Raw genomic sequence first — 23,113 nt, forward strand, 5'->3', positions numbered from 1 at the left:
ATTCATTGAGCTTCGACCACAAACGTGCGTTCCGCTTTCGCGTTCTGTCGCAACCAATCTTCGCGAATCGTGACGCCCAGGCCTGGTGAATCGAGTGCCGGTGCCCACCCGCCGTATCGGAACGTGATGTCCTCCTGAGTTGGCAAGGTGGTCAGCAAGTGTCGATCGTACGAACCTTCGAGGTATCGAATGTCGCGAACGGAGCTGGCCCAGTGTCGGCCGGCAGCCGAGAGGACACCGGACTCTCCGGGATGACACCCGAGTTGGTAACCGAGTCCCGACGCTCGGGCGAGCGCGGCCAAGCGAAGGCAACTCAAGAAGCCGCCGCACTTGGAAAGCCGAAGGTTGAACAGGTCGCACGTGCCCAGCTCGATGGCTCGCTCTGCATCCATGCGGCTGGTCAATGATTCGTCCAGCATGATCGGAACGCCAATCGATTCGCGAAGCGACGCGAGGGCATCGACCTGATCGTGAGCCACCGGTTGCTCGATGCAAGTCACACCGAACTCGCGAAGCGGACGCATCTTCTCGGCGACTTCCTCGGGACGCCAGGCTTCATTGGCATCCAACCGCAGGTCCACTCCACCGCCGATCCAGCGTCGAATACGAGCGACACGTGACGGGTCGTCTTGCCCGTCCACGCCGACTTTGATTTTGCATTGAGCGAACCCATAGGCACGCATTTTGAGAGCGGAGATTCGCTCGCTTTTGGCACCCGAGGATGTGATGGTGGTGGAGTAGCGAACGCGAGGTTGTCTCACATGGATTTCCGCTGCTTCGGCAACGTGCGGCACCACCGCGCTGACAGGTTGCCCGAAGTGTCTGCCAAAGGCATCGAGCAAGCTGAGTTCGACCGCGCAGCGCAGTGAATTGGAACCGCAGCCGCGCGAATCGTCGGAGTCGTTGTTGAACTGCAATGCATCACAGATTGCGATGACCTCGGGCCAGTTCGATGCGGACTGCATCAACGCGGGATGAAGGTTGGATTGCGACAGTTGTTGCAAGCATCCTTCGGGTGTTTCTCCCGTCACGTAAGGTCGCGGGACGCCTTCGCCCCAGCCGATTGTGCCGTTGGACAACTTGCATCGGATCAGCAGGTTGATGCTTTCCGTTCGCGTGAACGAAGCATGTTTGATTTCGCGTTTGAGCGGCAGCGGAACCAGGAACGCGGTGAGTTCAGTGACATGCATTTTCTGCCGCCCACTTCAGTGCGTCTTGGATCCCTTCGCGAAAATCGATTCGCGGTTGATAGCCGAGCAAGCGTATGGCTTTCTCGATGCTGAAGTCCAAGTTCAGCGTCATGAACTTCATCGTCGCCCCGGTCAGCAAAGGAGGCTCGTCCGCACCCTGAATTCGGCCGTAGGTTTCAAGGACCGGGCGAGCGACTTTGGCGAACCACAGCGGAACACGTTTGGGCGGTGGAAGCTCAAGGAAGTCCGCCACCGCGCCGAGGAATTCCGCTCGCGTGACCAAACGCTCGTCTCGCAAATTGAAGGTCTCACCCACCGCCGCGTCGTGGTCGATGCACAGGAACAATCCGTCGATCAGGTTGTCGATGTTGGTGTTGTTGAGCACTCGCTGGCCGTTGCCGATCATCCGGATCGAACCGTTTCGGAATCGCTGCATCAACCTTGGCAAAATCCGTCGATCGCCTTCGCCGTAGGTGAATCCGGGCCGAGCGATCACGGTTGGCATGCCGTCCTTTTGGTGGGCCGCGGTCACGAGTTCTTCCGCGAGTGCTTTCGTGTGGGTGTAGCCATCGAAACCGCGAAGGTCGACGGGCGTGGTTTCATCGGTGCCGAAGTGGTGTTTGGCTTGGTAGACACCGAGTGCACTGAGGTGAACGAGCCGACGCAATCGATCCGAGCCTGAGGCGAACCGCAGCAGGTCTTCGACCGCGTCCAAGTTGATCGCTCGGTAGGTCGACACTGGCCCCCAATCGCCCACATGCGCCGCGGTGTGAACGATCACGTCGCTCTTGCGAATCGCGTTCTGGTACGCGGCATTGGGGGCGGTCAAATCCGATTCGACCCACTCCACGTCGCAGCCATCCAGAACCGAACGATCCGATCCTGATCGCACGACCACCCGCACGTGGTGACCCGCGGCCGCCGCACGTCTCACCACCGGGGCACCGATCATGCCAGTCGCTCCGGTGACCAGAATGCTTTCGGGTTGTGGCATGGTGACAAAAAGCCTGGTGTTCGCGGGGTGATGGTGGGGAAATCTTCGGAACTGGGACGTTTAGCCAGCGTCCAAGGTCAACGAAAACGCAAGCCTAATCATGACGCACGTCGTGGGAACCCACCCTGCCTCATCGAAGCCTTGAACTCAATCGAAAACGGATGCTCAGACGACGAGAGCTTGCGAGGGGATTTCGCACCAAACACGATTCTTCTCACTCTCTGAACGGTCGTGTTGGACAACTTGGATGTTCACACCAAGGGGGCATTCTGCGAATGCCTTCATTTTAAGCAGTCGAGCGAGGGAATGAAGCAGCTGGGTAAGCAATGAATTGGTGGCGAGAGCGAAACCCGCTGAAACACCAGAAATCAATTTTAGATTGCATCTCTGCAAAACGCTTTCAAAAAGAGGGTTACGGGCGCTGGCGAAGGCTAGCCCGCCAAGAAATCGTTCCAACGGAATGTAAATTGCGAGTCAAGTGAACTCCATTGCTCGGTACTCATCCGCCACAGTGACGCCGGCTGCGTCCGTTGCAACCACCGATCTGCTATTTGACTCGATGGGGCGGCTCACCTCACTTGATCACGAAGATGGAGCAACCACGATGAAGGAAACTTAACTGTCATGACACGAGTCAGTTCGGATCCCGCTGACGACAAAACGGTGACTTACACCTGGGACCATCGCAATCGTTTGATTTCCGTCACTAACAAAGACAACTTGGGCACCGTGACTCAGGTTGTCGAGCACACATACGACGTGCTTGACCGGCGAGTGAGCATGAGTGTGGATCTCGACGGAGCGGGGCCGCTTCCAGAGCAGATCACTCGCTACATCTACAGTGGAACCGATATTCTAGCAATTAGCGATGAATCAGGGTCGATCACCCGACGAATGCTTCACGGTCCCGCAGTCGACCAAGTTTTTGCGATCGAAGACGATTCCACCGGTGACACGCTCTGGGCACTCTCTGATCAATTGGGCAGCGTCCGCGACGTGGTCGATTCTGATGGCACGGTTGAGAACCATCTTGTCTACGACGCCTACGGAAACGTAGTCAGCGAAACAGACACCGACATCGACTTCCTTTATGGCTTCACCGGCCGCGAACGCGACGAAGCCAGCGGATTGAACTACCACCGGGCTCGCTATTTCGATACCAACAATGGTCGGTGGATGAGCCAGGATCCGATTCGGTTCAAGGCAGGAGACTACAAATTATATCGTTACGTTGGTAATGAGGCGACTCGTTTCAACGATCCGTCAGGCTTAATACAAGCATCTGACGACGAAATGATTGGGGGACAAGGCCCCACTCCGCAAGAACAGTCAATTAGCGTCCTTGAAGAAGTAGTCGTTCCTGATCCGAAATTTTTCTGGGATCCGGGTTTTAAATGGAGGCTCCCCAAGCAAAACATCCCAGGAGCGAATGGGGAGCAGCCGCCCCTGGGCCCCGTGGGCGGTGTTGAAGAGCTTGAAGATTGGGGCAAGGACATCCTGAAAGAGAATCTCGTCGAACCAATGAAAAACGCGGCAAAAGAGCGTGCAGATAAAGTAGTCGAGAGCATAAAAGGTATCTTCGTGAAGCCGAAGATAAATGAGAACGAGCAACTCGGTCCCGTGCGGCCGAAGGCGAGACCAAGGTTTTCGTTCCCGAAGCTATTTGAGTGGGACCTCAAGATTCGACCAAAAATTCACCGAGGTGACGGCATGAGCATTCAGGGCGGCATTGAATTAATACCCTTGCTACCACAGGAGCGAAGACGATGAGTGTTTCATTGCAGTTTCGGGGGTCACTCAAGCCTGCCTTTGGAGTTCGTCGAGTGCTCTCTGTGTTTTTGATGGGAGTCTATCGGCTTGTGGACTCAAGAGTTCTCATCTGCCGTTTCCTTTCTGGATTCACGATTTTTCTTTTCAGTATCCCGTGCGAAGCAGATTTTGTTGAAGGGTTTCGATCTCAACTCATCCACAATGCACTGCCTGGAATCCAGGTTGACAGCGAGCAAGACTCCCTTTTGTTCATTCTTGATTCGGGTGCAACTGTCAATGTTATTTCATCCGACATGCTAGCCACACTGGTTTCAAGCGGGCGTGCAAATAGGCAGGGAGATCAATTCGCCTTGGATATCCCCGGGTTCGATGGTTTGAAGTTCATTGCGATGGACCTTCAATCGATTCAATTGGGAGAACCAACAGTCCATGGTGTTGTAGGAATGGACTTCCTGATCGCCAAGAAACTAGTTTTGTCAAATTCCTTTGAAACCAAATTGTCAGTGGAGGATGCTACCGTCTTAACTGAAATTCCAATGCAGGTTGGGGAAGAGGGACGGTTCTATTTCGACAACTGCGTAGTGGGAGATGAAACGGGGCGATTCTTGGTCGATACTGGAAGCGATGGCTCGATAACGCTCTCGAAAGATCGTTTTTCAGCTCTCTTGCAAGAGCGACTGATAAGTGACGCAGAGGAAACAGAGCTTGTCCGGTTTGACCATGAAACTCAAAGGTTATCGTCCACGGTGGTGCAAGATGGATTGCTAAAGACCTTTCAAATCCGAAACCTCCTGATCAGGCGGGTCGGTGTGACTGCGGCTTCCCCTCAAAGTGTTGGGGCAGGATTCCTTCGTGACCTGAATGTTGAACTGGATTTTCAAAAACGGAAATGCACAGTGTTTAAACAGATAGAAGAGGCGGATCAAAGGGGAGGGGGGTAAATTGACCAAGGTGCTGCACCGGAGCATCGATCCGTCGCCCTGACGTCGACTTCTGAGTCCAGCAGCGACAGGACGCTGCCACATGATTCGGTCGGGTGCAACGATGCCGCCCAGCGAAGGTGAATGGATGGTGGACGGCGCCCTCCACGCCTTGATTGCCGTTGAAGGGAAAGATCTTGAAATGCGGATCATAAAGGCCAGGATACATAAACGTTAGATTGCTTCAGAAGTTCCGAAGCGGCAAATATCTGTTTTTACAAAGCAAGGAATTTTCGATGGTATCGAACGCGAGACAGACACAAGATTCGCCTGCATTTGCAATCCTTGCAGGCATCGCAATTGTTTTTTTCTGCACACGAATTCCGGCTGCAGAACCTCCTCAATCAGAGCGAAGCCTGTCACAACTAATTGACAGCAAACGCTACACACCGTTGGAGAGGGATTTCTTTCAACTTGTCATGAGCAACACAGGGCCTGATTCGGAAAAGCTTAAGGAAAACACTCTTGGAAGGTTCCAGGCCATGCGCATGGTATCGGCGTTTCCGGGGCGAACCAATGACGAAGTTATCTTTGTTTTCAGCGAGCTAGCCTACCCCGATGCAGCAGATTATGCCATTCAGACAATTGCAGCTTTTGTTACAGAGGAAGGGATTGTGCATTGGCAACTTATCTGCCCATCATCAGCCAGCATTGTCAGCATTCGCCGCTCCGCGAAGAGCGTACACATCGAAGCGATTGCTAACTGGATTGTAAGGAAGAACGTGTTTGAGTATCGAATCGAAAAGAACGGCCTCTCTCTTGTCGGATCTCAAGTGCTGGCGGTTGAAGATGAGGACTCACCTTTGTTGCGTCGGCAAACGTATCTTGAGAGCAACGCCAAGCCCGGACCTGCGAAATAGGCGGATCAAAGGGGACGGGGGGGATGACCAAAGTGCTGCACCGGAGCAGCGGTCCGTCGCCCTGGTGTCGGCTTCCGAGTCCAGCAGCGACAGGACGCTGCCGCATGATTCGGTCAGGTGCAATGATGCCTCACAACGAAGGTGAATGGATGGTGGACGGCACCCTCCACGCCTTGCTCGACTGGGATGAAGAAGTCGAGTATCAAGGTGTTCGAGCGTCGCCCAGGGCTGTTGCAGCTTGGTTGGCGGATCAGCATCGCCTGGGATGCAGTTCTTGCGGGAGATATTGAATCGACTTGCGAACACGTTCCGTTGGAGGAAGCCGCCGTGTCGTTCTAGCGTTTTCACATCGCCGGATGTTTCTCGTTGAAATCGCCTTGCTGCCGAGCATGAGTGAGGGCGATAGCCAACGATGGAGACAACGAACCATGCGAGACGATCGTAGCTTGGGCACTCCTGCCTGTCCGTCTGAGTGTTCTCGGCCCCTCATCGAATCCACGCCGGCCCCATCCGGGGCGATGTCATTTGGTTCATCAACAGCCTCGGGGCTCCCGCCCCGAGCTATCGACGCGGACTCCTCCGGAGTCATCCACGAATTCGCCCTGGAAGGGGCTGGCTTGCTTGTCTCGGGCGGTTCAAAGGGGACGGAGGTATATTGACCAAGGTGCTGCACCGGAGCAGCGGTCCGTCGCCCTGGTGTCGGCTTCCGAGTCCAGCAGCGACAGGACGCTGCCGCATGATTCGGTCGGGTGCAACGATGCCTCACAACGAAGGTGAATGGATGGTGGACGGCACCCTCCACGCCTTGCTCGACTGGGATGAAGAAGTCGAGTATCAAGGTGTTCGAGCGTCGCCCAGGGATGTTGCTGCTTGGTTGGCGGATCAGCATCGCCTGGGATGCAGTTCTTGCGGGAGATATTGAATCGATTTGCGAACACGTTCCGTTGGAGGAAGCCGCCGTGTCGTTCTAGCGTTTTCGCATCGCCGGATGTTTCTCGTTGAAATCGTCTTGCTGCCGAGCATGAGCGAGGTCGATGAACCAACGAGCAATGCGTGACGATCATAGCTTGGGCACTTCTGCCTGTCCGTCTGAGTGTTCTCGGCCCCTCATTGAATCCACGCCGGCCCCATCCGGGGCGATTTCATTTGGTTCATCAACAGCCTCGGGGCTCCCGCCCTGAGCTATCGACGCGGACTCCTCCGGAGTCATCCACGAATTCGCCCTGGAAGGGGCTGGCTTGCTTGTCTCGGGTTGGAAACCTCGATAATCACCGCAGCCGCAGGAATTTTCCGGTGGCGGATTTGGGGCAGGCGGCGATGGTTTCTGGCGGGCCTTCGGCGATCAGGTGGCCGCCTTGTGAGCCGCCGCCGGGGCCGAGGTCCAACAGCCAGTCGCAGGCGGCCAGCAGATCGGATTGGTGTTCGATGACCAGCACCGTGTTGCCGGCTTCGACCAAGCGATCGAGCACGACGAGCAGTCGCTGCACATCAGCAAAGTGCAAACCGGTCGTGGGTTCGTCGAGCACGTAAAACGTTTTGCCGGTTGCCGGTCGCGCGAGCTCGGTGGCCAATTTGATCCGTTGGGCTTCGCCACCGCTGAGCGTGGTGCTGGATTGCCCCAGCGTCACATAGCCCAGTCCAACATCGACGAGCGATGCTAGCAAGTGATGGACTTTGGGCACGTTTTCAAAGAACTCTTGGGCCGCGTCGATCGTCATGCCGAGCACGTCGGCGATCGTCGCGCCCTTGAACCGGACTTGCAGTGTTTGGCGGTTGAAACGTTTGCCGCCGCAGCGTGAACACTCGATGAGCAAGTCGCTGAGGAAGTTCATCTCGATGCGTTCAAAGCCGTTGCCTTTGCAGACGTCGCAGCGACCGGCCGGACTGTTGAAGCTGAATCGATTCGCGGCGAACCCGAGCGTCTTGGCTTCTCGCGTGCTCGCGTAGACTTGGCGGATGGGATCCATGACACCAGCGTAAGTGGCCGGGCAACTTCGCGTCGTTCGGCCGATTGGGGTTTGGTCGATGGGAACCAGTTTGTCGATGTGCTGAGCACCGGTCAGCCGTTTGTGGGGCCCGGGTTGGTCGGCGACCAATTCCAACTTGGCAGCCAGAGCAGGATAGAGCGTGTCAACAATCAGCGAGCTCTTGCCGCTGCCGGAAACACCGCTGACGCCGACCAAGCATCCCAGCGGAATTTTTGCGGTGACGTTTTGCAAGTTGTTCAGCGTTGCGCCGGTCAGGGTCAGCTGATGCGATTTGCGAGGTGTGCGTCTTGGTCGGTCCAGTCCAATCTTCGAGCGTCCGGACAGGTAGGCTCCCGTGGGGCTGGATTCATCGTCGGCGACTTCTGCCGCGGTGCCTTGGCTGACCAACCGGCCGCCATGGCGACCTGCACCGGGGCCGATGTCGATGACATGGTCCGCGGCTTGGATGGTGTCTTCGTCGTGCTCCACAATCACAATTGTGTTGCCGGCCGTCTGCAATTCCTTGATCGCGGCGAGCAACCGGTGGTGATCAGCCGGGTGCAGTCCGATCGAAGGTTCGTCCAGCACATAGCAGACTCCGACCAGGCCGCTGCCGATGCTGGTCGCCAGACGGACGCGTTGCATTTCGCCGCCGCTGAGCGTTTCCGCTGAACGGTCCAGCGTCAGGTAGTCGACACCGACACGTCGCAAGAAATCAATGCGGCGGACGACTTCGGATTGAATCGGGGCGGCGACTTTTTGTTGCAATGCATCGAGTGGCTTGGCAACGTTTTCCATCCACGACTGGGCGTCCGGCAACGGCATCCGGCACATGGCATCAATGGACACGTCGTGAATCGTGACGGCGAGCGATTCCGCTTTCAATCGCCCACCTTCGCAAGTCGAACAGGTCACCATGTGCGATTTGTCACCGCGGACGGCAACTTTGCCGAGGCCTTGGCACGCTGGGCAGGCACCGTAGGGACTGTTGAAGCTGAATGTTCGCGGTTCCAGTTCTTCAAAGCTTTCGCCACACTCCAAACAAGTCATCGAAGTGCTGAACAGTTTGGTTTCCGGTTCGCCGTCCCCGCGATCGATCAATGCCGAACACATGCCACCCGCAAGCCGCAGTGCCAACCGAGTGGACTCATCCAAACGAGCGTCCACTCCGTCTTTGATGATCAGCCGGTCGACGATGGCTTCGATGGTGTGATTTTTACGAACCGCCAGCGGCGGCACATCTTCGAGCAGATACATCTCGCCATCGACGCGAGCACGCACCAATCCGTGGCCGGCGATTTGTTCCAGCACATCCGCGTGAGCCCCTTTGCGGCCGCGAACCATGGGGCTCATCAAAGTCAGCTTGGTGCGATCGGGCAGAGTCGCCAATGTCGCGACGATGCGATCGGGCGTTTGCGTGCTGATCGTGCTGCCGCAGGCGACGCAGTGAGGGACACCGACTCGCGCGTACAGCAGTCGTAGGTAGTCGTAGATCTCGGTGATCGTGGCAACGGTGCTGCGAGCCGAGTGCGAACCGCTCTTTTGATCGATCGATAATGTCGGTGCCAACCCGTCGATCCAGTCCACATCGGGACGTGGGATGGCGTCGAGGTATTGCCGGGCGTAAGTCGACAAGCTGTCGATGTATTGCCGTTGGCCTTCCGCGAACAGAGTGTCAAATGCGAGCGAACTTTTGCCGCTGCCGGAGACTCCTGAGATGACCGTGATCGCGTCGCGAGGGATGTCGACGTCGAGGTTGCGAAGGTTATGAACCCGGGCACCACGAATGCGAATCAAGTTGTCCGTGGACGGCGAAATCATGCCCGCGACATCTCGATCAAAGTCATCACCATGGTCAGTCCGTTGAGCACAAAGTGGACGATGATCGGAGGGATCAACGAACCGGTTTGGCGATACAGATAGCCAAGTCCCAGCGACAAAAAGAACAAGGGGATGGGGGCCAAGCCTTGGCCCCAGTGCAACAGAGCGAACACGAGACTAGCAACGAAGACGGGCCAGATTGCAGTGGGCGTCCAGTCACTAGAATCCGTGTGCATTGCCGTGGACGCTGTTGCCACTAGCGGTTCGGTGCCTGCGGCAGTCCCAGGAGCCATGTAGGCAGTTTCGTTGATGTTTGTCGCTTCACGCTGAAGTTGAAACGCGGGGGCATCATCCGGTGTTTCAATGGGGGCGGCTGATTGCTCAAACGATTGTCGCACCATCGAGAGTCGCCAGTCGGCCAAGCGTTGCAAGCCGCCCTGCAGCAAGCCTCGGATCCAGAACTCTTCGACCACGGGGGTCACCAGTGCAGTTGTGACAAACAGCAATGCAAACACGGCGTAGTTTGGACCTGCCTCGGATTCATCCGGTTGAAGTGCGTCCAAGACTGGATGCGAGTACTCCTGCATGAGAGACACCGCGGTCATGATCAACATCGTCGGAGGAAGGATCATCAATGCGGATCGAAGCCCGAGACCGATGTCGCCGCGCTTCGGGATCAAACCGATTCGAGAAATGGCGCTGCGATGATTCAAGCAAAGGATCATCAACGTGATCACCGTGGCCGTTAGCATCCCCAACGTGCTCAGTGTGAGTTGTGGCACGGACAAGCCGGGCGATCCTGCCGCCACGATTTCTTCGGCGTTGTCTTCCTCAGCGTTGTGCGGTGCGTCTTCGTCAGGTGTGTCTTCGTCAGGTGTGTCTGTTTGATCGGGATTTTCCGCGACCGGATCGGTTGCAACCAAAGGCTCCGTTTGCGGATATGACAAGTTTTCAGCAGCTTGCGCCACTGGTTTTTCAATCCACCCCGCGGCTTGAAATGCACCCTGCAACAAAGACGAGCTGAATATCAGTGCTCCAATGAAAACCACAAAGTAGAGGACCGACCAAAAAGGCAGGTGTCGCGATCGGACCGGGACAAAGGCCTTCGCGCCAAACGGACGTTTGCCGTGATACAGCAAACGGATCCACTGGGACAGCGAGGTTGCGAATGCAAGCAAGATCAGAAGCGACAAGATCAACAAAGCGATCTCGGGCAGTCCAAGCTCAACCACCTCCGTCGATTCACTTGCAATTTCACTCGCGGTAGTCGCATTCGTTGAGTCCACTGGCGCAGTGACATCGGCTTGAGCCAAGAATGAACATGCCCAATGTGATGCTGTTGGGAACCCGAAACTCATTGGGTCGGGAGCTCACTGGATACGGCGCGACGCTTGGCGTCATCTCGTGACGAAGCATTGCTCTTAGTCGTTGCGACGCGATTGGCGTGTGAGTTGTTGTCAGTGGGCATGGCGTGTGTGGGATCTGGATTGGCGGTGGCAACAGGAGATTCCGCGGGAACTTCCAACCCCGCGTCGGACTGCATGACACGGGCGGCAATCAAGGTGTAGTCAACACCGGAGTAGACCGTCAGTGCGATGGCTGCCCACAGCAATCCCCATGACGCCCATGCCAACCACATCGGAACAGGAGTGACAATGTAAGTTAGCAACACGGCAACCACGGCCGCACATTGCAGCACCATCTTCCACTTGCCCAGCCAACTGGCCGAGAAATCGCCACCAGCACCTTCGATGATCCCACGCAGGCTGGTGACCAACAATTCACGAGCCACCACGATGGTGGCCATCCAAGAAGCAACGGGGCTGTCTGGGACCGCAACCAAAGCAATGAACGAACCGCAAATGATGATCTTGTCGACGAACGGGTCGAAGATTCGTCCAAGCTTCGTGACTTGCCCGTATTTGCGAGCCCAGTAGCCGTCCATCCAATCCGTCGACGCCGCGATCAAGAAAACGATCATGGCAGCCAATGGCATTCCCAACGGGATCAACGCCATCACCGCGATCGCCAACACAAAACGTGCCGACGTCAGTGCGTTGGGAACGTTGTAGATCGAAGGACCAGCCATGAGGCGACCAAAATCAAAGGGAACAAATGAGCAAGTGGTGATTGGTTCTAAGTCGCCGCGGCAACCAAATCGTAACCTTGAGAAGCAACGATCTCGCACGGTCGAATTTGCCCGACTTCCACCGGAGAGTCCGGATCAACTTGCGAGACGTAAATCAAGCCATCGACATCGGGTGCCTCGCTTCGGGTACGGCCGATGAAGACGTTGTCTTGTTCGGGCATCTCCGCATCGATCAAGACTTCTTCGGTTCCACCCACGCGAGAATCGTTCCAATCAAACGCGATTTGCTGCTGCAGTTCCATCAAATCATCGCGACGTCGCGCGGCCACTTCAGGATCGACTCGGTTGGGCAATCTCGCGGCAGGTGTGTCTTCTTCGATGCTGTAGGTGAACACGCCCAGATTTTCAAATCGTGATTCCTGAACGAAGTCCATCAGTTCGACGAAGTCCTCTTCGGTCTCGCCGGGGAATCCTGTGATCATCGTGGTTCGCATCACCAACGAATCGATTCGCGAGCGAAGCTTTTGCACGATGTCGGTCTGCAACGACCGAGTGGTCTTGCGAGCCATTCGTTTCAGCATCTTGTCGCTGGCGTGCTGCAGTGGCATGTCGATGTACGGCACGATTCGTCTAGCGGATGCCAAGGTATCAATCAGGGCGTCGTCGATGTACATCGGATAGAAATACATCAGCCGAATCCAATCGATCGATTCGATTTTGTCGAGCTCTTTCAGCAACTGGTTCAGACGAGGTTCGCCGTAGCGATCCATACCATAGTAAGTCGTGTCCTGAGCCACGATGACCACTTCGCGAACGCCGCTGTCACCCAATCGTTTGGCTTCGTCGATGATCTGTTCGATTGGTTTGCTGAAGTGTTTGCCGCGCATCTTGGGGATCGCACAGAACGTGCACAGCCGATCGCAGCCTTCGCTGATCTTCAGGTAAGCGAAGTGACGCGGGGTGACGGCCGAACGCATCGCATCGCTGAGCGGATTGACCGCGGCGGGTTTGAATATCGTCCGTTGTTCTTGCAGTCCCGAATAGAGTTCATCAACGACCGAAACGATGTCGTTCCGACCGAAGACGCCGACCAAGGCGTCGATGTCGGGCCGAGCCTGCAGCAGTTTGTCTTGTTGACGTTCAGCCAAGCATCCTGTGACGACGACGTTGCGAAGTTTGCCGTCTCGTTTGAGTGCTAGCATTTCATCGATCGCAGCCATTGACTCATCACGAGCCGAGTCGATGAACCCGCAAGTGTTGACCACAACGAAGTCCGCTCCGTCGACCGAATCGACCATCCGGTAACCGTCGGCGTCGAGACGACCAAGCATTTGCTCGGTGTCGACGAGGTTCTTGGGGCACCCCAGCGAAACGACCGCGTACCGCCCCCGCGGTTTGCCCGTTTCCGGATCGATCATCGGGTCGGTGCCCGGTGTAGCGACCGTCACGTTGTTCTGCGGGAGAATGGGAAGTTGCATCAAACGAAATCAGGATCGAGGGTGGAGAAGCGAAATGCCGTAAAAATCAATTCGCAGGATAATTCGTGCGTTTTCACGGCAAGCCCTTCATTAGAACACAAACCGGCGTTTTCGCAATTTGCAAACGCGGCCAATCGCGGGCGGCAGATGTCGGCCCAAACGGAGTGGTGCGGCGTCTTCTCAACCAGAGCCCAAGTGTGGGTGATGCGCTCGCGAAAACCGGTGCGCTCGCGAAAAACGGCTCCCTTGCGTGAATGAGGCGGCAAATTCACAATCGTCAGCCCGATTGATTGTTTCCACCTTCGCAAGTGCATTTGCCGTGACCGATACGCCTTCCAACGCTGACGACCTTGATTTGACCGACCCGCACGCGGCTCGTCGGCACAAACTGGAAGAAATCACCGCGAAAGGCATCGATCCCTGGGGCCAGCGTTTCGACGACCGTTTGCTGGTCAGCGAGTGCCGCGACCGGATTCCACAAATCCAGTGGCAGCAAAAGGACGGCGAAACAATCGCTCTGCCCGACGTTGAAAGCGACGAAGTCGATTACCGCCAATGGAAAGCCGACAACGGCCCAGGCGAGGAAATCGGCCCGATCGTTCGCGTTGCCGGACGGATTTTGTTGGCCCGGCCGACCGGCAAGTTGATCTTCATGAATATCCGCGACTGGACCGGCGACATCCAGATCTTTGTCGGCAAGAAGCAAGTCGGCGACGAAAACTTTGATCTGGCCAAACTGTTTGACCTGGGCGATTTGATCGGTGTTCAAGGGCGACTGGGCCGCACCAACACGGGCGAGCTGACCGTGTTCGCGGAAGAGCTGTTCTTGCTGACGAAGATGTTGGAAGTCCCGCCGGAAAAGCACGCCGGGATGACCAATCAAGACCTGCGTCAACGGATGCGGTATGCCGACTTGGCGTTCAACGATGGCGTGATGCAAACATTCCTCGATCGCACCAAAATCATCAAAAGCATTCGCTCGACGCTGGACGACCAAGGTTTCTGCGAAGTCGAAGGCCCGACGCTGCACACCGTTCCCGGTGGCGCCGCTGCTCGTCCGTTTGAAACGCATCACAACGCGTTGGACATGCAGTTGACCATGCGGATCGCGTTGGAGCTGCACCTCAAGCGATTGATGGTCGGCGGGATGGAACGCGTTTACGAACTGGGACGCGTCTATCGCAACGAAGGTTTGTCACCACGGCACAACCCCGAGTTCACGATGCTGGAAACCTATCAGGCGTACGGCAACTACGAATCCATGATGGATCTGACTGAAAAGATCATCTGTGACGCGATCGAAAAGATCGGCGGCGGATTCAAACGTGAATACAACGGCACGATGTTGGACTTCACTCCACCGTTCCAGCGTGCGACGTATGCGGAGTTGTTCCAGAAGGCCACCGGCATCGATCCCGCTAACGAAGACGCGGTCAAGGAATACGCCAAGGGGCTGAAGCTGACCATCGAAGGCAAACACCCCGATGTGATCCGCAACGAGATCTTCGAAGAGAAGGTCGAAGATTCATTGCAAGGCCCGATCTTCGTGACGGACTATCCCGCCAGCATTTGCCCGCTAACCAAACGCAAGAAGGACAACCCCGAAATCGCCGAGCGTTTCGAGATGTTCATTTGCGGGATGGAATTGGCCAACGCTTACACCGAACTGAACGATCCCGACCTGCAAGAAGAGTTGTTCAAGACTCAACTCGAAGGTCAGGACGACGAAGACTCGATGGCCAAAATGGACCACGACTTCGTCCGCGCGTTGCGTTACGGGATGCCGCCCGCTGGCGGATTGGGGATTGGCATCGACCGCTTGGTGATGGTTCTGACGAACCAAAAATCCATCCGCGACGTGATCCTGTTCCCCGTGCTTCGCCCTGAATGAGCGACGGTGTGGCCCCAAGACCTCATGGTTTCGGGGCGACCATCTTCCGGAACAGCAGTGTCACACTGAATCAAAACAGTGTGTAGATGAACGGTGCGGCGCCGCTGCTGGCCATGATGCTGAGCAAGCCGACCAGCAACAGGGATCCGATCAGCGGGATCATCCACCACTTCTTGTTTTCCCGCAGGAACATCACGAATTCACGCAGCAGGCCGATGTCCTGCTGCTCCGATTCGCGTTCGAAATCGCTGGAAGACGTGGGCTCGGTGGGCGTTTTTGGGTCGGGCATAGGGAAGCTAGAATTGCTTGAAGTACTGGTCGGGCGTGGGCGTTGATTCGCGATCGTTCCAGTTGCTGGAGCGGCCTTCTTGTTTCAGATTCAGCGGGTCGTGTCCCGTCGCTCTCAAGATCAAAGCGATGGGCGTCAGGACGAGAAAGTAGATCGTTCCAAACAGCAGATGGCCAACACAAAAGGCGATCGGATAAGTCGCGTATTGCCAGCCGCGAATGATCGGTTGCTGGGAAGCGGTCCACGCATAGTAGACAGCGGCTACGACGAGTCCCGCGACCAACAAGACGATGTTGAGCCATTGTCCGAAGTCGCTCAGCAAAAACGAAGCGATGATCAGGAGTAGGCCCAGCGACAGTCCAAACCATCGACGCATGGACGTCGATGGGGGAGCATCGAGATCGATTAGTGGCATGTTGGAAAGATCAATCGGGAGCCAGGTTGGACAGGTAGGTTTGACTGGAAACGACTGCGCTTTCGGGTTGTTCCTCGCGAAGCATCAAGTGGTTGCCCACTACCAAAACATCCATTTGGGTCGCCATGAAGCAACGGTAGGCGTCCGCCGCCGTTCGCACGATGGGTTCCCCTCGAACGTTGAAGCTTGTGTTGATCAGCGCCGGACAACCCGTTTGCCGGTGAAATTCTTTCAGCAAGGAATGGAATCGAGGTTGGCGATTTTCGCTGACGGTTTGAACTCGAGCCGAATAATCGAGGTGTGTGATGGCGGGCAAATCACTTCTGACTTGTCGCACGCGTTCAATGCCTTCGACCGGACTGGTGGGCTCTTTCCGTCGAGAAGGCAGGACGTCAAACGTGAACAGCATGTAGGGACTGGATGAATCCTGCTTTATCTCAAAGCAATCGCCAGCGAATTCTTCCAAAACCGAAGGAGCAAAAGGCCGGAACGATTCGCGGTATTTGATCTTCAGGTTCATGGTCGACTGCATCTCTGTGTTGCGAGGGTCGCCCAGGATGCTGCGGTTTCCAAGTGATCGCGGGCCGAACTCCATGCGTCCCTGGACCCAACCGACCACCTTTCCTTCTGCCAGCAAGCCTGCGACACGTTGGTCAAGCTCAGCCGAATTGTCGAATGTCTGGACGACGGCACCTGACCGAACCAAGGCATCGAGTTCGATGCATTCATCGATGGGCGGTCCCAGCAACGATCCTTGCTGGGCGTCTTGCGGATTCGCTGTTCGCGAATTTCCGAGCAGTCGGTGCCAGATCAGCCAGGCGACTCCCAGGGCACCGCCGGCGTCCCCTGCCGCTGGTTGAACCCATATGTTTTCAAAAGGTCCTTCTCGCAGCAGCCTTCCGTTTGAAACGCAGTTGAGTGCAACTCCGCCGGCCAAGCAAAGTGAATCACTTCCAGTTTGACGGTGGACATGGGAGGCGAGCTTTAAGATCACTTCTTCCGTCACGACTTGGATACTTGCCGCGATATCCATGTCGACTTGCCGGACCAGTGACTCTGGATCTCGGCGAGAAATGCCCAACAGGCGTTCGAGTTTTTTGCCGGTCATTCGAAGGGTATGAGCGAACGTGAAGTAGTTCATGTTCAGCTCATAGCTTCCGTCCTCGTTCAAACGAATCAACTCTTTGCGAATGACATCCGCGAACGTTGGTTCGCCATAGGGGGCGAGTCCCATCAATTTGTATTCGCCTGAATTGACTCGGAAGCCACAAAAGTAGGTGAAGGCTGAATAGAGCAAGCCGAGTGAATGGGGGAACCGGATGTCTTGTTTCAGTTCGAGCTTTTCTCGATTGCCAATTCCCCAGCTGGTCGTGGTCCATTCGCCGACACCATCCACCGTCAGGATTGCCGCTTCGTCAAACGGGCTGGGATAGAAAGCACTTGCCGCGTGTGATTCGTGATGTTCGCAAAAGACAATCCGCCGTTTGGTTTTGCCACCGAGATGTCGGCGGATTTCGCGGGGGATGTGCAGTTTAAGTTGCAACCATGGCGGCATCGCTCGTGAAAACGAACTGTATCCGCATGGGGCATATGCCAGGTAGGTTTCCAGCAACCTTTCAAACTTCAGCAGTGGCTTTTCGTAGAACCCGACATAGTCGATGTCTGAAACGCTGGCGCCAATTGACTCCAGGCATCCTGCCAATGCCTCGCTCGGGAATGCCGAGTCGTGCTTCTTCCTCGTAAAGCGTTCTTCGCTTGCAGCAGCGACCACAACGCCATCGTTGATCAAGGCGACGGCGGAGTCGTGGTAGAAGGCAGAAACGCCAAGGATGAGTGTCATGGCAGCAGTTTAGTTAGACCTTCCGTCCAGACAACTGGCCGCTGCCGCGAACCCTTTTGTTCGACGGTCAATGCAAGTTGAGCTCGAGTGGTGAAATGTTTCGATGTCTTGCTGAATCGAAGGACGTAGGCAACGGCTGATTTGCAACCAGCCAAGTGTTGCTATCGAAGGATAAAGAAATGATATCAAAACCACCGCAGTAGCTTTGCGGTCACCAGCAGAGCCTGGAGATTCGCCGTGCTTCAATCCCTACGATCCACAGAGATTGACATGGGTGCCGGCGATTCGGAATCACTTGCACTCGAATCCGCGAGGTCGATCAAACCGTGTACCAAAATTGTGTCGACGACGCGCAGTTCCATGCGCATTCATTGCTTGAGGTGTAAGGCAATGCGTCTGATCAATGGACACGGTTCGAAGAGCAACGAACATGGTTTTAAATGTGGATTCCGAGGCGTCTCTTTCGCTTTCGCAGATCAGCGGAGTCGAAGGGGGAAGCTTTCAGGATGATTGGTTGATTCTGTGCGCGGTGATCGTACTGCTAATGCAGGCCGGATTCATGTGTCTCGAATCAGGGTTGGTTCGAGAGAAAAACTCAATCAACGTCGCGGTGAAGAACCTAGCGGACCTGATGATTTCGGTTGCTTCGTTCTGGACCATCGGTTTCTCTGTCATGTTTGGGGCCACCATCTTCGGTTTGTTCGGTGTTGGGCAGTTGATGCCCGATTTCGGCGTTTCGGATTCATTGGCTGCTTTTTTTGTTTTCCAAGCTGTCTTCTGTGGTACCGCGACGACGATTGTGTCGGGCGCAGTCGCTGAGCGAATGCGTTTTCACGGGTACCTGGTTTCCTGTGTTTGTGTCTCTGCTTTGATCTATCCGGTCGTCGGACATTGGGTTTGGGCGAGCGGGGCCAATGGGATGTCGATCGGTTGGTTGGAGGGTCTGGGGTTTCGAGATTTTGCGGGCAGCACAGTTGTGCATAGCGTCGGCGGTTGGGCGGCTCTTGCCGGCTGCATCGTTCTCGGTCCTCGCTTGGGTCGTTTTCGCAAGGATGGTCGCGTTCGGGATATTCAGCCCAGCAACCTCACTCTCGCGTACCTTGGAGCGTTCATCCTCTTTTTTGGCTGGTTTGGGTTCAACTGCGGAAGCACTTTCAAAGCCACCGGAGAGATCGCTCTCATTGCAATCAATACCCTGCTGGGCGGTTGCTTCGGTGGTTTGTCTTCGATCCTCGTCTCGTCTCTTCGCACCGGGATCCCCGATCCGCGTTCCATTGCAAATGGTTTGCTAGGTGGCTTGGTTGGAATCACCGCATCCGGAAGCATGATCGACCCCAGAGCGGCGGCGCTAGTCGGTGCGATCGCTGGAGTGGTGGCGGTCTATTCGGATGAATGGTTGGTGCGTCTACGCATTGACGATGCGGTGGGCGCGATCTCCGTGCATGGATTTTGTGGTGCTTGGGGAACGATTGCCTTTGCACTGTTCATTCGAACTGATGAACTTGCCCCAGGAATGTCGCGTTGGGAGTTCTTGGCTGTTCAGGTATTTGGCGTTGTCGTGACGTTTGGGTTTGTCTTTGGTGGAGTTTTCGTACTGCTTCGGGGCTTGGGAAGGTTTATTCAACTTCGAGTCGACCCTGAAACTGAGCGACTAGGCCTCAACGTTGCGGAGCACAATGCATCCAGTCGTCTATTGGATTTGGCTGTCAGTATGGATGCCGCGGCGAGAATGAGAAAGCTCGAACCAAGCTGCAAAGTTCGGTCAGAATACGGCACTGCGATCGGTGATCTTATTGATAGCTACAATCAGATGATCGACCACATTTGCGAAGATCAGACCGCTCTTGCAGAAGCGACGAAACGTGCCGAGGCCCTCACCGCGATTTTGGATGATTCGCCAAACGAGATCGCCATCGTCCACGCTGACACTGGGCAGGTTCTCAGTCTCAACAGAGGTGCCCGTGTCAATTTGCAGCGGGATGAAGATGAGTTCTCGGAACTGACATTTGATTGCCTTTTCAACACAGAGTTTGGCGAACTTCAGAAGTTCCGGCTCTCCGCGTTTGATGATGAAGCTGGTTTTACCCAGCAGCTAGCAACAGCGGTTCGAAAAGACGGGACAACCTACCCCGCATCGATCAGCGTGCAGCACGCTGAGTTCTTGGGGTATCAAGTGCTCGTCGTATTGACCGTCGACATGACCAGTCAAGTTGAGTTGAAAGAGCGTTTGCATGCCGCGGAAAAAATGGAAGCCGTTGGGCAGTTGGCAGCTGGGATTGCGCACGAAATCAACACGCCGCTTCAGTGTATGTCTGGCAACGTTGAGTTTCTGCAGTCGGTCCAACAGAACCTGCAGGACACACTGAGGCTGGTTGCTGAGGGCGTTTCCGATGAGCAGGCTTTGCATGAAATCACTGAGAAGCTCAGCAGTGATCGATGGTCGCGGTTGTTGGGCGAGAGCGATGCCGCGATCGAGGACACTCAAAAATCAATCGGTCGTGTCGTTCAGATCATCGGGGCAATGCGAGTGCTATCGCATCCAGGTCCGGCTGGCAAAACGAACACGAGCATCAATGGAATCCTTCGTGATTCCGCCGCGATCTCGCGAGGAAGGTGGAAGTACGCTGCCCAAATGGACTTTGATCTATGCGATTCAGAGCCCACCGTTGCTTGTCGCGCCAACGAGTTATCGCAGGTTTTCTGCAACCTGTTTGTTAACGCGGCAGATTCAATCGAGGAAAAAAACGAAAAGGTTCCGGAAGCCGGCCTGGGAAACATCTTCGTGAGTTCATCGATCGAACAAGATGGCGTTTTGATCAAAGTGAGGGATAGTGGCGTTGGCATGTCAGAATCAGTTCGACGCCGTTGCTTTGAACAGTTCTACACCACCAAACCCGTTGGAAAAGGCACCGGCCAAGGTCTGTCAATCGCGTATCAAATCATCGTCGGTAGGCACGGTGGGAACATCGAGATCACATCTGAAGAGGGCGTTGGTACCGAGTTTCAAATCTGGATACCGATGCACGCCTCTGATGACGCTTGCGATGGGGCGACGAAGACAAATGCCGGGCAAACCAATGACGCAACGAGTCTTGCAGCTGTTTAGTCTGCCCTGGAATGGGTGCTTGGCTGTTGGCCTGTGTCAAACGAGGAATTGGCGTTGATCGCGGCCAGCATGCCTATGACAAACGGTCTTTTCGCAGGCTGCCGGTCTGGATGCATCACTGTCTGGATGCATCACTGCCTGCAAATCAGCCGTTGTGCTGTTCCAGGCGGCGGGCGATCTCGTCTTTGACAGCGTTTGCATCGGCGGGCAAGTGAACCGCCGGGTTGGCGTGTTTGCTGTCGATGCCTTCGAGCGTTGACTCGTGGTAGCCGACTTTGAAATCCGTGAACTTCAATCCGTGAGCGGTGCTGATGACAACGGTCTTGTCCTTTGGTGAGATCTCACCTCGGTCAATCAGTTTCTTCAGCACAGCCAGTGCGACGCCGGTATGTGGGCATGTGAACATGCCGGTCAGGTCAGCGGACGCGGACGCTTCCGCCAACTCGTTTTCGGAGGCCTGTTCAACGATGCCGTTGGTTTCTTGGACAGCTTTGACTGCTTTGGCATAGCTGACCGGATCACCGATGCGGATTGCATTGGCCAGTGTGTCTTGAGCGGTGACACTGACCTTTTCTGCAAAGCCGTTCTTGTATGCGGTGTAAAACGGGTTGGCTCGTTCGGTTTGGGCGGCGACCAATCGAGGCATGCGGTTGATCAGTCCCAAATCCATCATCAGCTTGAATCCCTTGTAGAGAGCGCTGATGTTTCCGAGATTGCCAACCGGGATGATGATCCAATCCGGAACTTCCCATTCGAATTGGCGAACCATTTCGATGCCAACCGTTTTTTGACCTTCGATGCGAAGGCTGTTCATCGAGTTGGCGAGGTAGATTGAATTGTCCTTGGTCACTTCTTGGACGATTTTCATGCATCCGTCGAAGTCGGTATCGAGAGCCAGCACGTGTGCGCCATTTGCGACCGGCTGGATCAACTGGGCCGTGCTGACCTTTCCAGCGGGCAAAAAGATCACTGCGGGGATACCGGCGTATGCGGCATAGGCGGCCAGAGCCGCACTGGTGTCACCGGTGCTGGCACAGGCGACAGCTTTCACGCTGCTGCCTTGAGCCATCATTTGTTTGACGACGCTGACCAAAACGGTCATGCCCAAGTCTTTGAAGCTGCCCGTGTGGCTGTTGCCGCAAAGTTTGATCCACAGATCGGGAACACCGAGTTGGGCGCCAAGTCGCTCGGCCCAGAAGAGGTTCGTGTTTCCCTCGAACATGCTGACGACATTTTCGTCTGCCAGCGATGGAACGACCCACTCTCGCATGCCCCAAACGCCACTGCCAAACGGCCATTTCGAGGTGCTGGCACGCGAATCAAAAAGCTGTTGCCACTGATAGGCGTTCTTCTTTTTCAGCGGTTCTCGCTCGTGATAGACCTCCAACAGACTGCCGCAGGTTGGGCAGGTGTAGATCACATCAAAGATCGAGTGCCTCGCGCTGCAGCCTGAAATGCAGCGGAAATAGGTGGTTTGGTGGTCCACGTCCGGTTTGGACTCGACGGCGAGAGACATGAGGAGATCCTGGTGCGTTGGGAATATGGGCCGATATTATGGTCACAGCCCACTCGCAGGCAAAGGGCGAACCAAAAGTGGCATGAACTTGGTTTGTCGGCCAGTTTTGGGTCGCTTCGCCAGCATTCCATCGCAGTGGCGTTCCCACTGCCAGCCAGAATCAGCGGATCCCGTAATAGGGGACGCCGTAATATCGTGGCACAGCGTAATAAGTGCCGGTTCCGAACTGCACACCGCCCCCGGGGCCGATTTGCAATCCCGTTCCACTGACAGATCCAGGAACGAAACCGTAGCCGTAACTGCGGTAGCCATACCCATATCCGCCGTATCCGTAGCCGCCATAGCCGCGGCGGACGCCGTAACGACGTGGGGTGTTGTAGTAATAGTTCGTTACCGACCCGCGGTTGGCGTTGCTCGTGCTAACGGAGGGGCGATTAGCGGAGTAAACGCCTTGTTGCCCGATGACAGCACTTCCACCACGATTGAATCCGTTGCTCTCGATTCCATAACGATAACCCTGGGCAGATGCGTCAGAAGCGAGTGCAAACGCACCCAGCATTCCAATCGCCAGAGTTGCGAGACCGGCCGATGCCCACGCGGGCAAACGACGCTGAGTCGATTGAAGTGTTTTGTCGGACGTGTTCATGTTGCACCTGAATGGTTGCTTGGGAGGAGAGATGGGAACGGTTTGCGACTCGATGCACTGAATTTTATGCGTCGCGAAAACGGAAGTCCTGGGAATAAAATGTCTGATTGAGTCACGGCTTCCGCCAATTTCTTTCTTTGGTTCGATGCGATTGAGCGGCACTGCCGGCCGATTCTCACCCGCTTGCGGTGTGCCGTAGCATCATTCCATAGACGTCGGACGACTTTGTTAAACTGGCTGCGATTCGTTTTTTGGTTCTCT

At 55.6% G+C, this 23,113-nt stretch carries 18 protein-coding genes; 6 read left to right on the forward strand and 12 right to left on the reverse strand.

Features of this window, described 5'->3' with window-relative positions:
- Positions 1–2: 2 nt before the first annotated feature.
- Positions 3–1,190 (reverse strand): dipeptide epimerase, encoded by a 1,188-nt coding sequence (locus RB_RS22455; RefSeq protein ID WP_011122967.1) that lies wholly within the window; start codon positions 1,188–1,190, stop codon positions 3–5.
- Positions 1,177–2,184 carry an NAD-dependent epimerase/dehydratase family protein gene (locus RB_RS22460; protein ID WP_011122968.1) on the reverse strand — a complete coding sequence of 336 codons (1,008 nt, stop codon included), beginning with the start codon at positions 2,182–2,184 and terminating at the stop codon, positions 1,177–1,179. Before RB_RS22460 ends, RB_RS22455 begins: the two co-directional genes overlap by 14 nt.
- 663 nt (positions 2,185–2,847) lie before the next feature.
- Here RB_RS22460 and RB_RS22465 point away from each other — a divergent pair.
- The 4 genes from RB_RS22465 (at position 2,848) to RB_RS22480 (ending at position 6,716) form a co-directional block, all read left to right on the forward strand.
- Positions 2,848–3,954 carry an RHS repeat domain-containing protein gene (locus RB_RS22465; protein ID WP_164922371.1) on the forward strand — a complete coding sequence of 369 codons (1,107 nt, stop codon included), beginning with the start codon at positions 2,848–2,850 and terminating at the stop codon, positions 3,952–3,954.
- Positions 3,951–4,895 carry a hypothetical protein gene (locus tag RB_RS22470; RefSeq protein ID WP_011122972.1) on the forward strand — a complete coding sequence of 315 codons (945 nt, stop codon included), beginning with the start codon at positions 3,951–3,953 and terminating at the stop codon, positions 4,893–4,895. The genes RB_RS22465 and RB_RS22470 overlap by 4 nt, the downstream gene beginning before the upstream one ends.
- A gap of 218 nt (positions 4,896–5,113) precedes the next feature.
- Positions 5,114–5,794, forward strand: coding sequence for a hypothetical protein (locus RB_RS22475; RefSeq protein WP_164922372.1), 681 nt, complete (start codon positions 5,114–5,116; stop codon positions 5,792–5,794).
- A gap of 757 nt (positions 5,795–6,551) precedes the next feature.
- A complete protein-coding gene (locus tag RB_RS22480) occupies positions 6,552–6,716 on the forward strand; it encodes a hypothetical protein (protein ID WP_164922373.1) in 165 nt (54 codons plus the stop codon).
- A gap of 346 nt (positions 6,717–7,062) precedes the next feature.
- Here RB_RS22480 and uvrA read toward each other — a convergent pair whose 3' ends face one another.
- The 5 genes from uvrA to RB_RS22505 are packed head-to-tail and all read right to left on the reverse strand — an operon-like array spanning position 7,063 to position 13,421.
- On the reverse strand, positions 7,063–9,582 hold the full coding sequence (uvrA, locus tag RB_RS22485; RefSeq protein ID WP_011122979.1) for an excinuclease ABC subunit UvrA: 2,520 nt from the start codon (positions 9,580–9,582) through the stop codon (positions 7,063–7,065).
- The gene (locus tag RB_RS22490; RefSeq protein ID WP_164923000.1) at positions 9,579–10,895 is read right to left on the reverse strand and encodes a CPBP family intramembrane glutamic endopeptidase; all 1,317 of its coding nucleotides are present in this window, start codon (positions 10,893–10,895) and stop codon (positions 9,579–9,581) included. The genes uvrA and RB_RS22490 overlap by 4 nt, the downstream gene beginning before the upstream one ends.
- 41 nt (positions 10,896–10,936) lie before the next feature.
- Positions 10,937–11,671 carry a CDP-diacylglycerol--glycerol-3-phosphate 3-phosphatidyltransferase gene (gene pgsA / locus RB_RS22495; RefSeq protein ID WP_007330879.1) on the reverse strand — a complete coding sequence of 245 codons (735 nt, stop codon included), beginning with the start codon at positions 11,669–11,671 and terminating at the stop codon, positions 10,937–10,939.
- Between the two features lie 47 nt (positions 11,672–11,718).
- On the reverse strand, positions 11,719–13,149 hold the full coding sequence (gene rimO, locus RB_RS22500) for a 30S ribosomal protein S12 methylthiotransferase RimO (protein ID WP_164922374.1): 1,431 nt from the start codon (positions 13,147–13,149) through the stop codon (positions 11,719–11,721).
- Positions 13,149–13,421: a hypothetical protein gene (locus tag RB_RS22505; RefSeq protein ID WP_007327485.1), complete on the reverse strand. Its 273-nt coding sequence runs from the start codon at positions 13,419–13,421 to the stop codon at positions 13,149–13,151. The genes rimO and RB_RS22505 overlap by 1 nt, the downstream gene beginning before the upstream one ends.
- Before the next feature lie 47 nt (positions 13,422–13,468).
- Between RB_RS22505 and lysS the strand changes: the two genes are divergently transcribed.
- On the forward strand, positions 13,469–15,040 hold the full coding sequence (lysS, locus tag RB_RS22510; protein ID WP_231845894.1) for a lysine--tRNA ligase: 1,572 nt from the start codon (positions 13,469–13,471) through the stop codon (positions 15,038–15,040).
- A gap of 70 nt (positions 15,041–15,110) precedes the next feature.
- On the opposite strand, the gene RB_RS22515 is transcribed toward lysS, so the two are convergent.
- The 3 genes from RB_RS22515 to RB_RS22525 are packed head-to-tail and all read right to left on the reverse strand — an operon-like array spanning position 15,111 to position 17,584.
- Positions 15,111–15,329 (reverse strand): DUF5989 family protein, encoded by a 219-nt coding sequence (locus RB_RS22515; protein ID WP_007327487.1) that lies wholly within the window; start codon positions 15,327–15,329, stop codon positions 15,111–15,113.
- Positions 15,330–15,336: 7 nt separating this feature from the next.
- A complete protein-coding gene (locus RB_RS22520; RefSeq protein WP_011122984.1) occupies positions 15,337–15,744 on the reverse strand; it encodes an SxtJ family membrane protein in 408 nt (135 codons plus the stop codon).
- A 10-nt stretch (positions 15,745–15,754) separates the two neighbouring features.
- Entirely contained in the window at positions 15,755–17,584 is a 1,830-nt protein-coding gene (locus RB_RS22525; protein ID WP_011122985.1) for a carbamoyltransferase family protein, read from the reverse strand.
- A gap of 430 nt (positions 17,585–18,014) precedes the next feature.
- Here RB_RS22525 and amt point away from each other — a divergent pair, with 430 nt between their 5' ends.
- Complete coding sequence (gene amt / locus RB_RS22530; RefSeq protein WP_231845895.1) at positions 18,015–20,690, forward strand: ammonium transporter; 2,676 nt, start codon at positions 18,015–18,017, stop codon at positions 20,688–20,690.
- Between the two features lie 145 nt (positions 20,691–20,835).
- Here amt and thrC read toward each other — a convergent pair whose 3' ends face one another.
- The gene (thrC, locus tag RB_RS22535) at positions 20,836–22,206 is read right to left on the reverse strand and encodes a threonine synthase (RefSeq protein WP_011122990.1); all 1,371 of its coding nucleotides are present in this window, start codon (positions 22,204–22,206) and stop codon (positions 20,836–20,838) included.
- 160 nt (positions 22,207–22,366) lie between these two features.
- Positions 22,367–22,852 (reverse strand): hypothetical protein, encoded by a 486-nt coding sequence (locus tag RB_RS22540; RefSeq protein WP_011122992.1) that lies wholly within the window; start codon positions 22,850–22,852, stop codon positions 22,367–22,369.
- Between the last annotated feature and the right edge of the window lie 261 nt (positions 22,853–23,113).

The sequence above is a fragment of the Rhodopirellula baltica SH 1 genome (assembly GCF_000196115.1).
Classification (GTDB): domain Bacteria; phylum Planctomycetota; class Planctomycetia; order Pirellulales; family Pirellulaceae; genus Rhodopirellula; species Rhodopirellula baltica.

Excerpts from the sequence above, each read along its gene's own strand:
- RB_RS22455 (WP_011122967.1), bottom strand. The coding sequence starts at position 1,190 with ATGCATGTCACTGAACTCACCGCGTTCCTGGTTCCGCTGCCGCTCAAA.
- RB_RS22460 (WP_011122968.1), bottom strand. The coding sequence starts at position 2,184 with ATGCCACAACCCGAAAGCATTCTGGTCACCGGAGCGACTGGCATGATC.
- RB_RS22470 (WP_011122972.1), top strand. The coding sequence starts at position 3,951 with ATGAGTGTTTCATTGCAGTTTCGGGGGTCACTCAAGCCTGCCTTTGGA.
- RB_RS22480 (WP_164922373.1), top strand. The coding sequence starts at position 6,552 with ATGCCTCACAACGAAGGTGAATGGATGGTGGACGGCACCCTCCACGCC.
- uvrA (WP_011122979.1), bottom strand. The coding sequence starts at position 9,582 with ATGATTTCGCCGTCCACGGACAACTTGATTCGCATTCGTGGTGCCCGG.
- pgsA (WP_007330879.1), bottom strand. The coding sequence starts at position 11,671 with ATGGCTGGTCCTTCGATCTACAACGTTCCCAACGCACTGACGTCGGCA.
- rimO (WP_164922374.1), bottom strand. The coding sequence starts at position 13,149 with ATGCAACTTCCCATTCTCCCGCAGAACAACGTGACGGTCGCTACACCG.
- RB_RS22515 (WP_007327487.1), bottom strand. The coding sequence starts at position 15,329 with ATGCCCGACCCAAAAACGCCCACCGAGCCCACGTCTTCCAGCGATTTC.
- RB_RS22520 (WP_011122984.1), bottom strand. The coding sequence starts at position 15,744 with ATGCCACTAATCGATCTCGATGCTCCCCCATCGACGTCCATGCGTCGA.
- RB_RS22525 (WP_011122985.1), bottom strand. The coding sequence starts at position 17,584 with ATGACACTCATCCTTGGCGTTTCTGCCTTCTACCACGACTCCGCCGTC.
- amt (WP_231845895.1), top strand. The coding sequence starts at position 18,015 with ATGGTTTTAAATGTGGATTCCGAGGCGTCTCTTTCGCTTTCGCAGATC.
- thrC (WP_011122990.1), bottom strand. The coding sequence starts at position 22,206 with ATGTCTCTCGCCGTCGAGTCCAAACCGGACGTGGACCACCAAACCACC.
- RB_RS22540 (WP_011122992.1), bottom strand. The coding sequence starts at position 22,852 with ATGAACACGTCCGACAAAACACTTCAATCGACTCAGCGTCGTTTGCCC.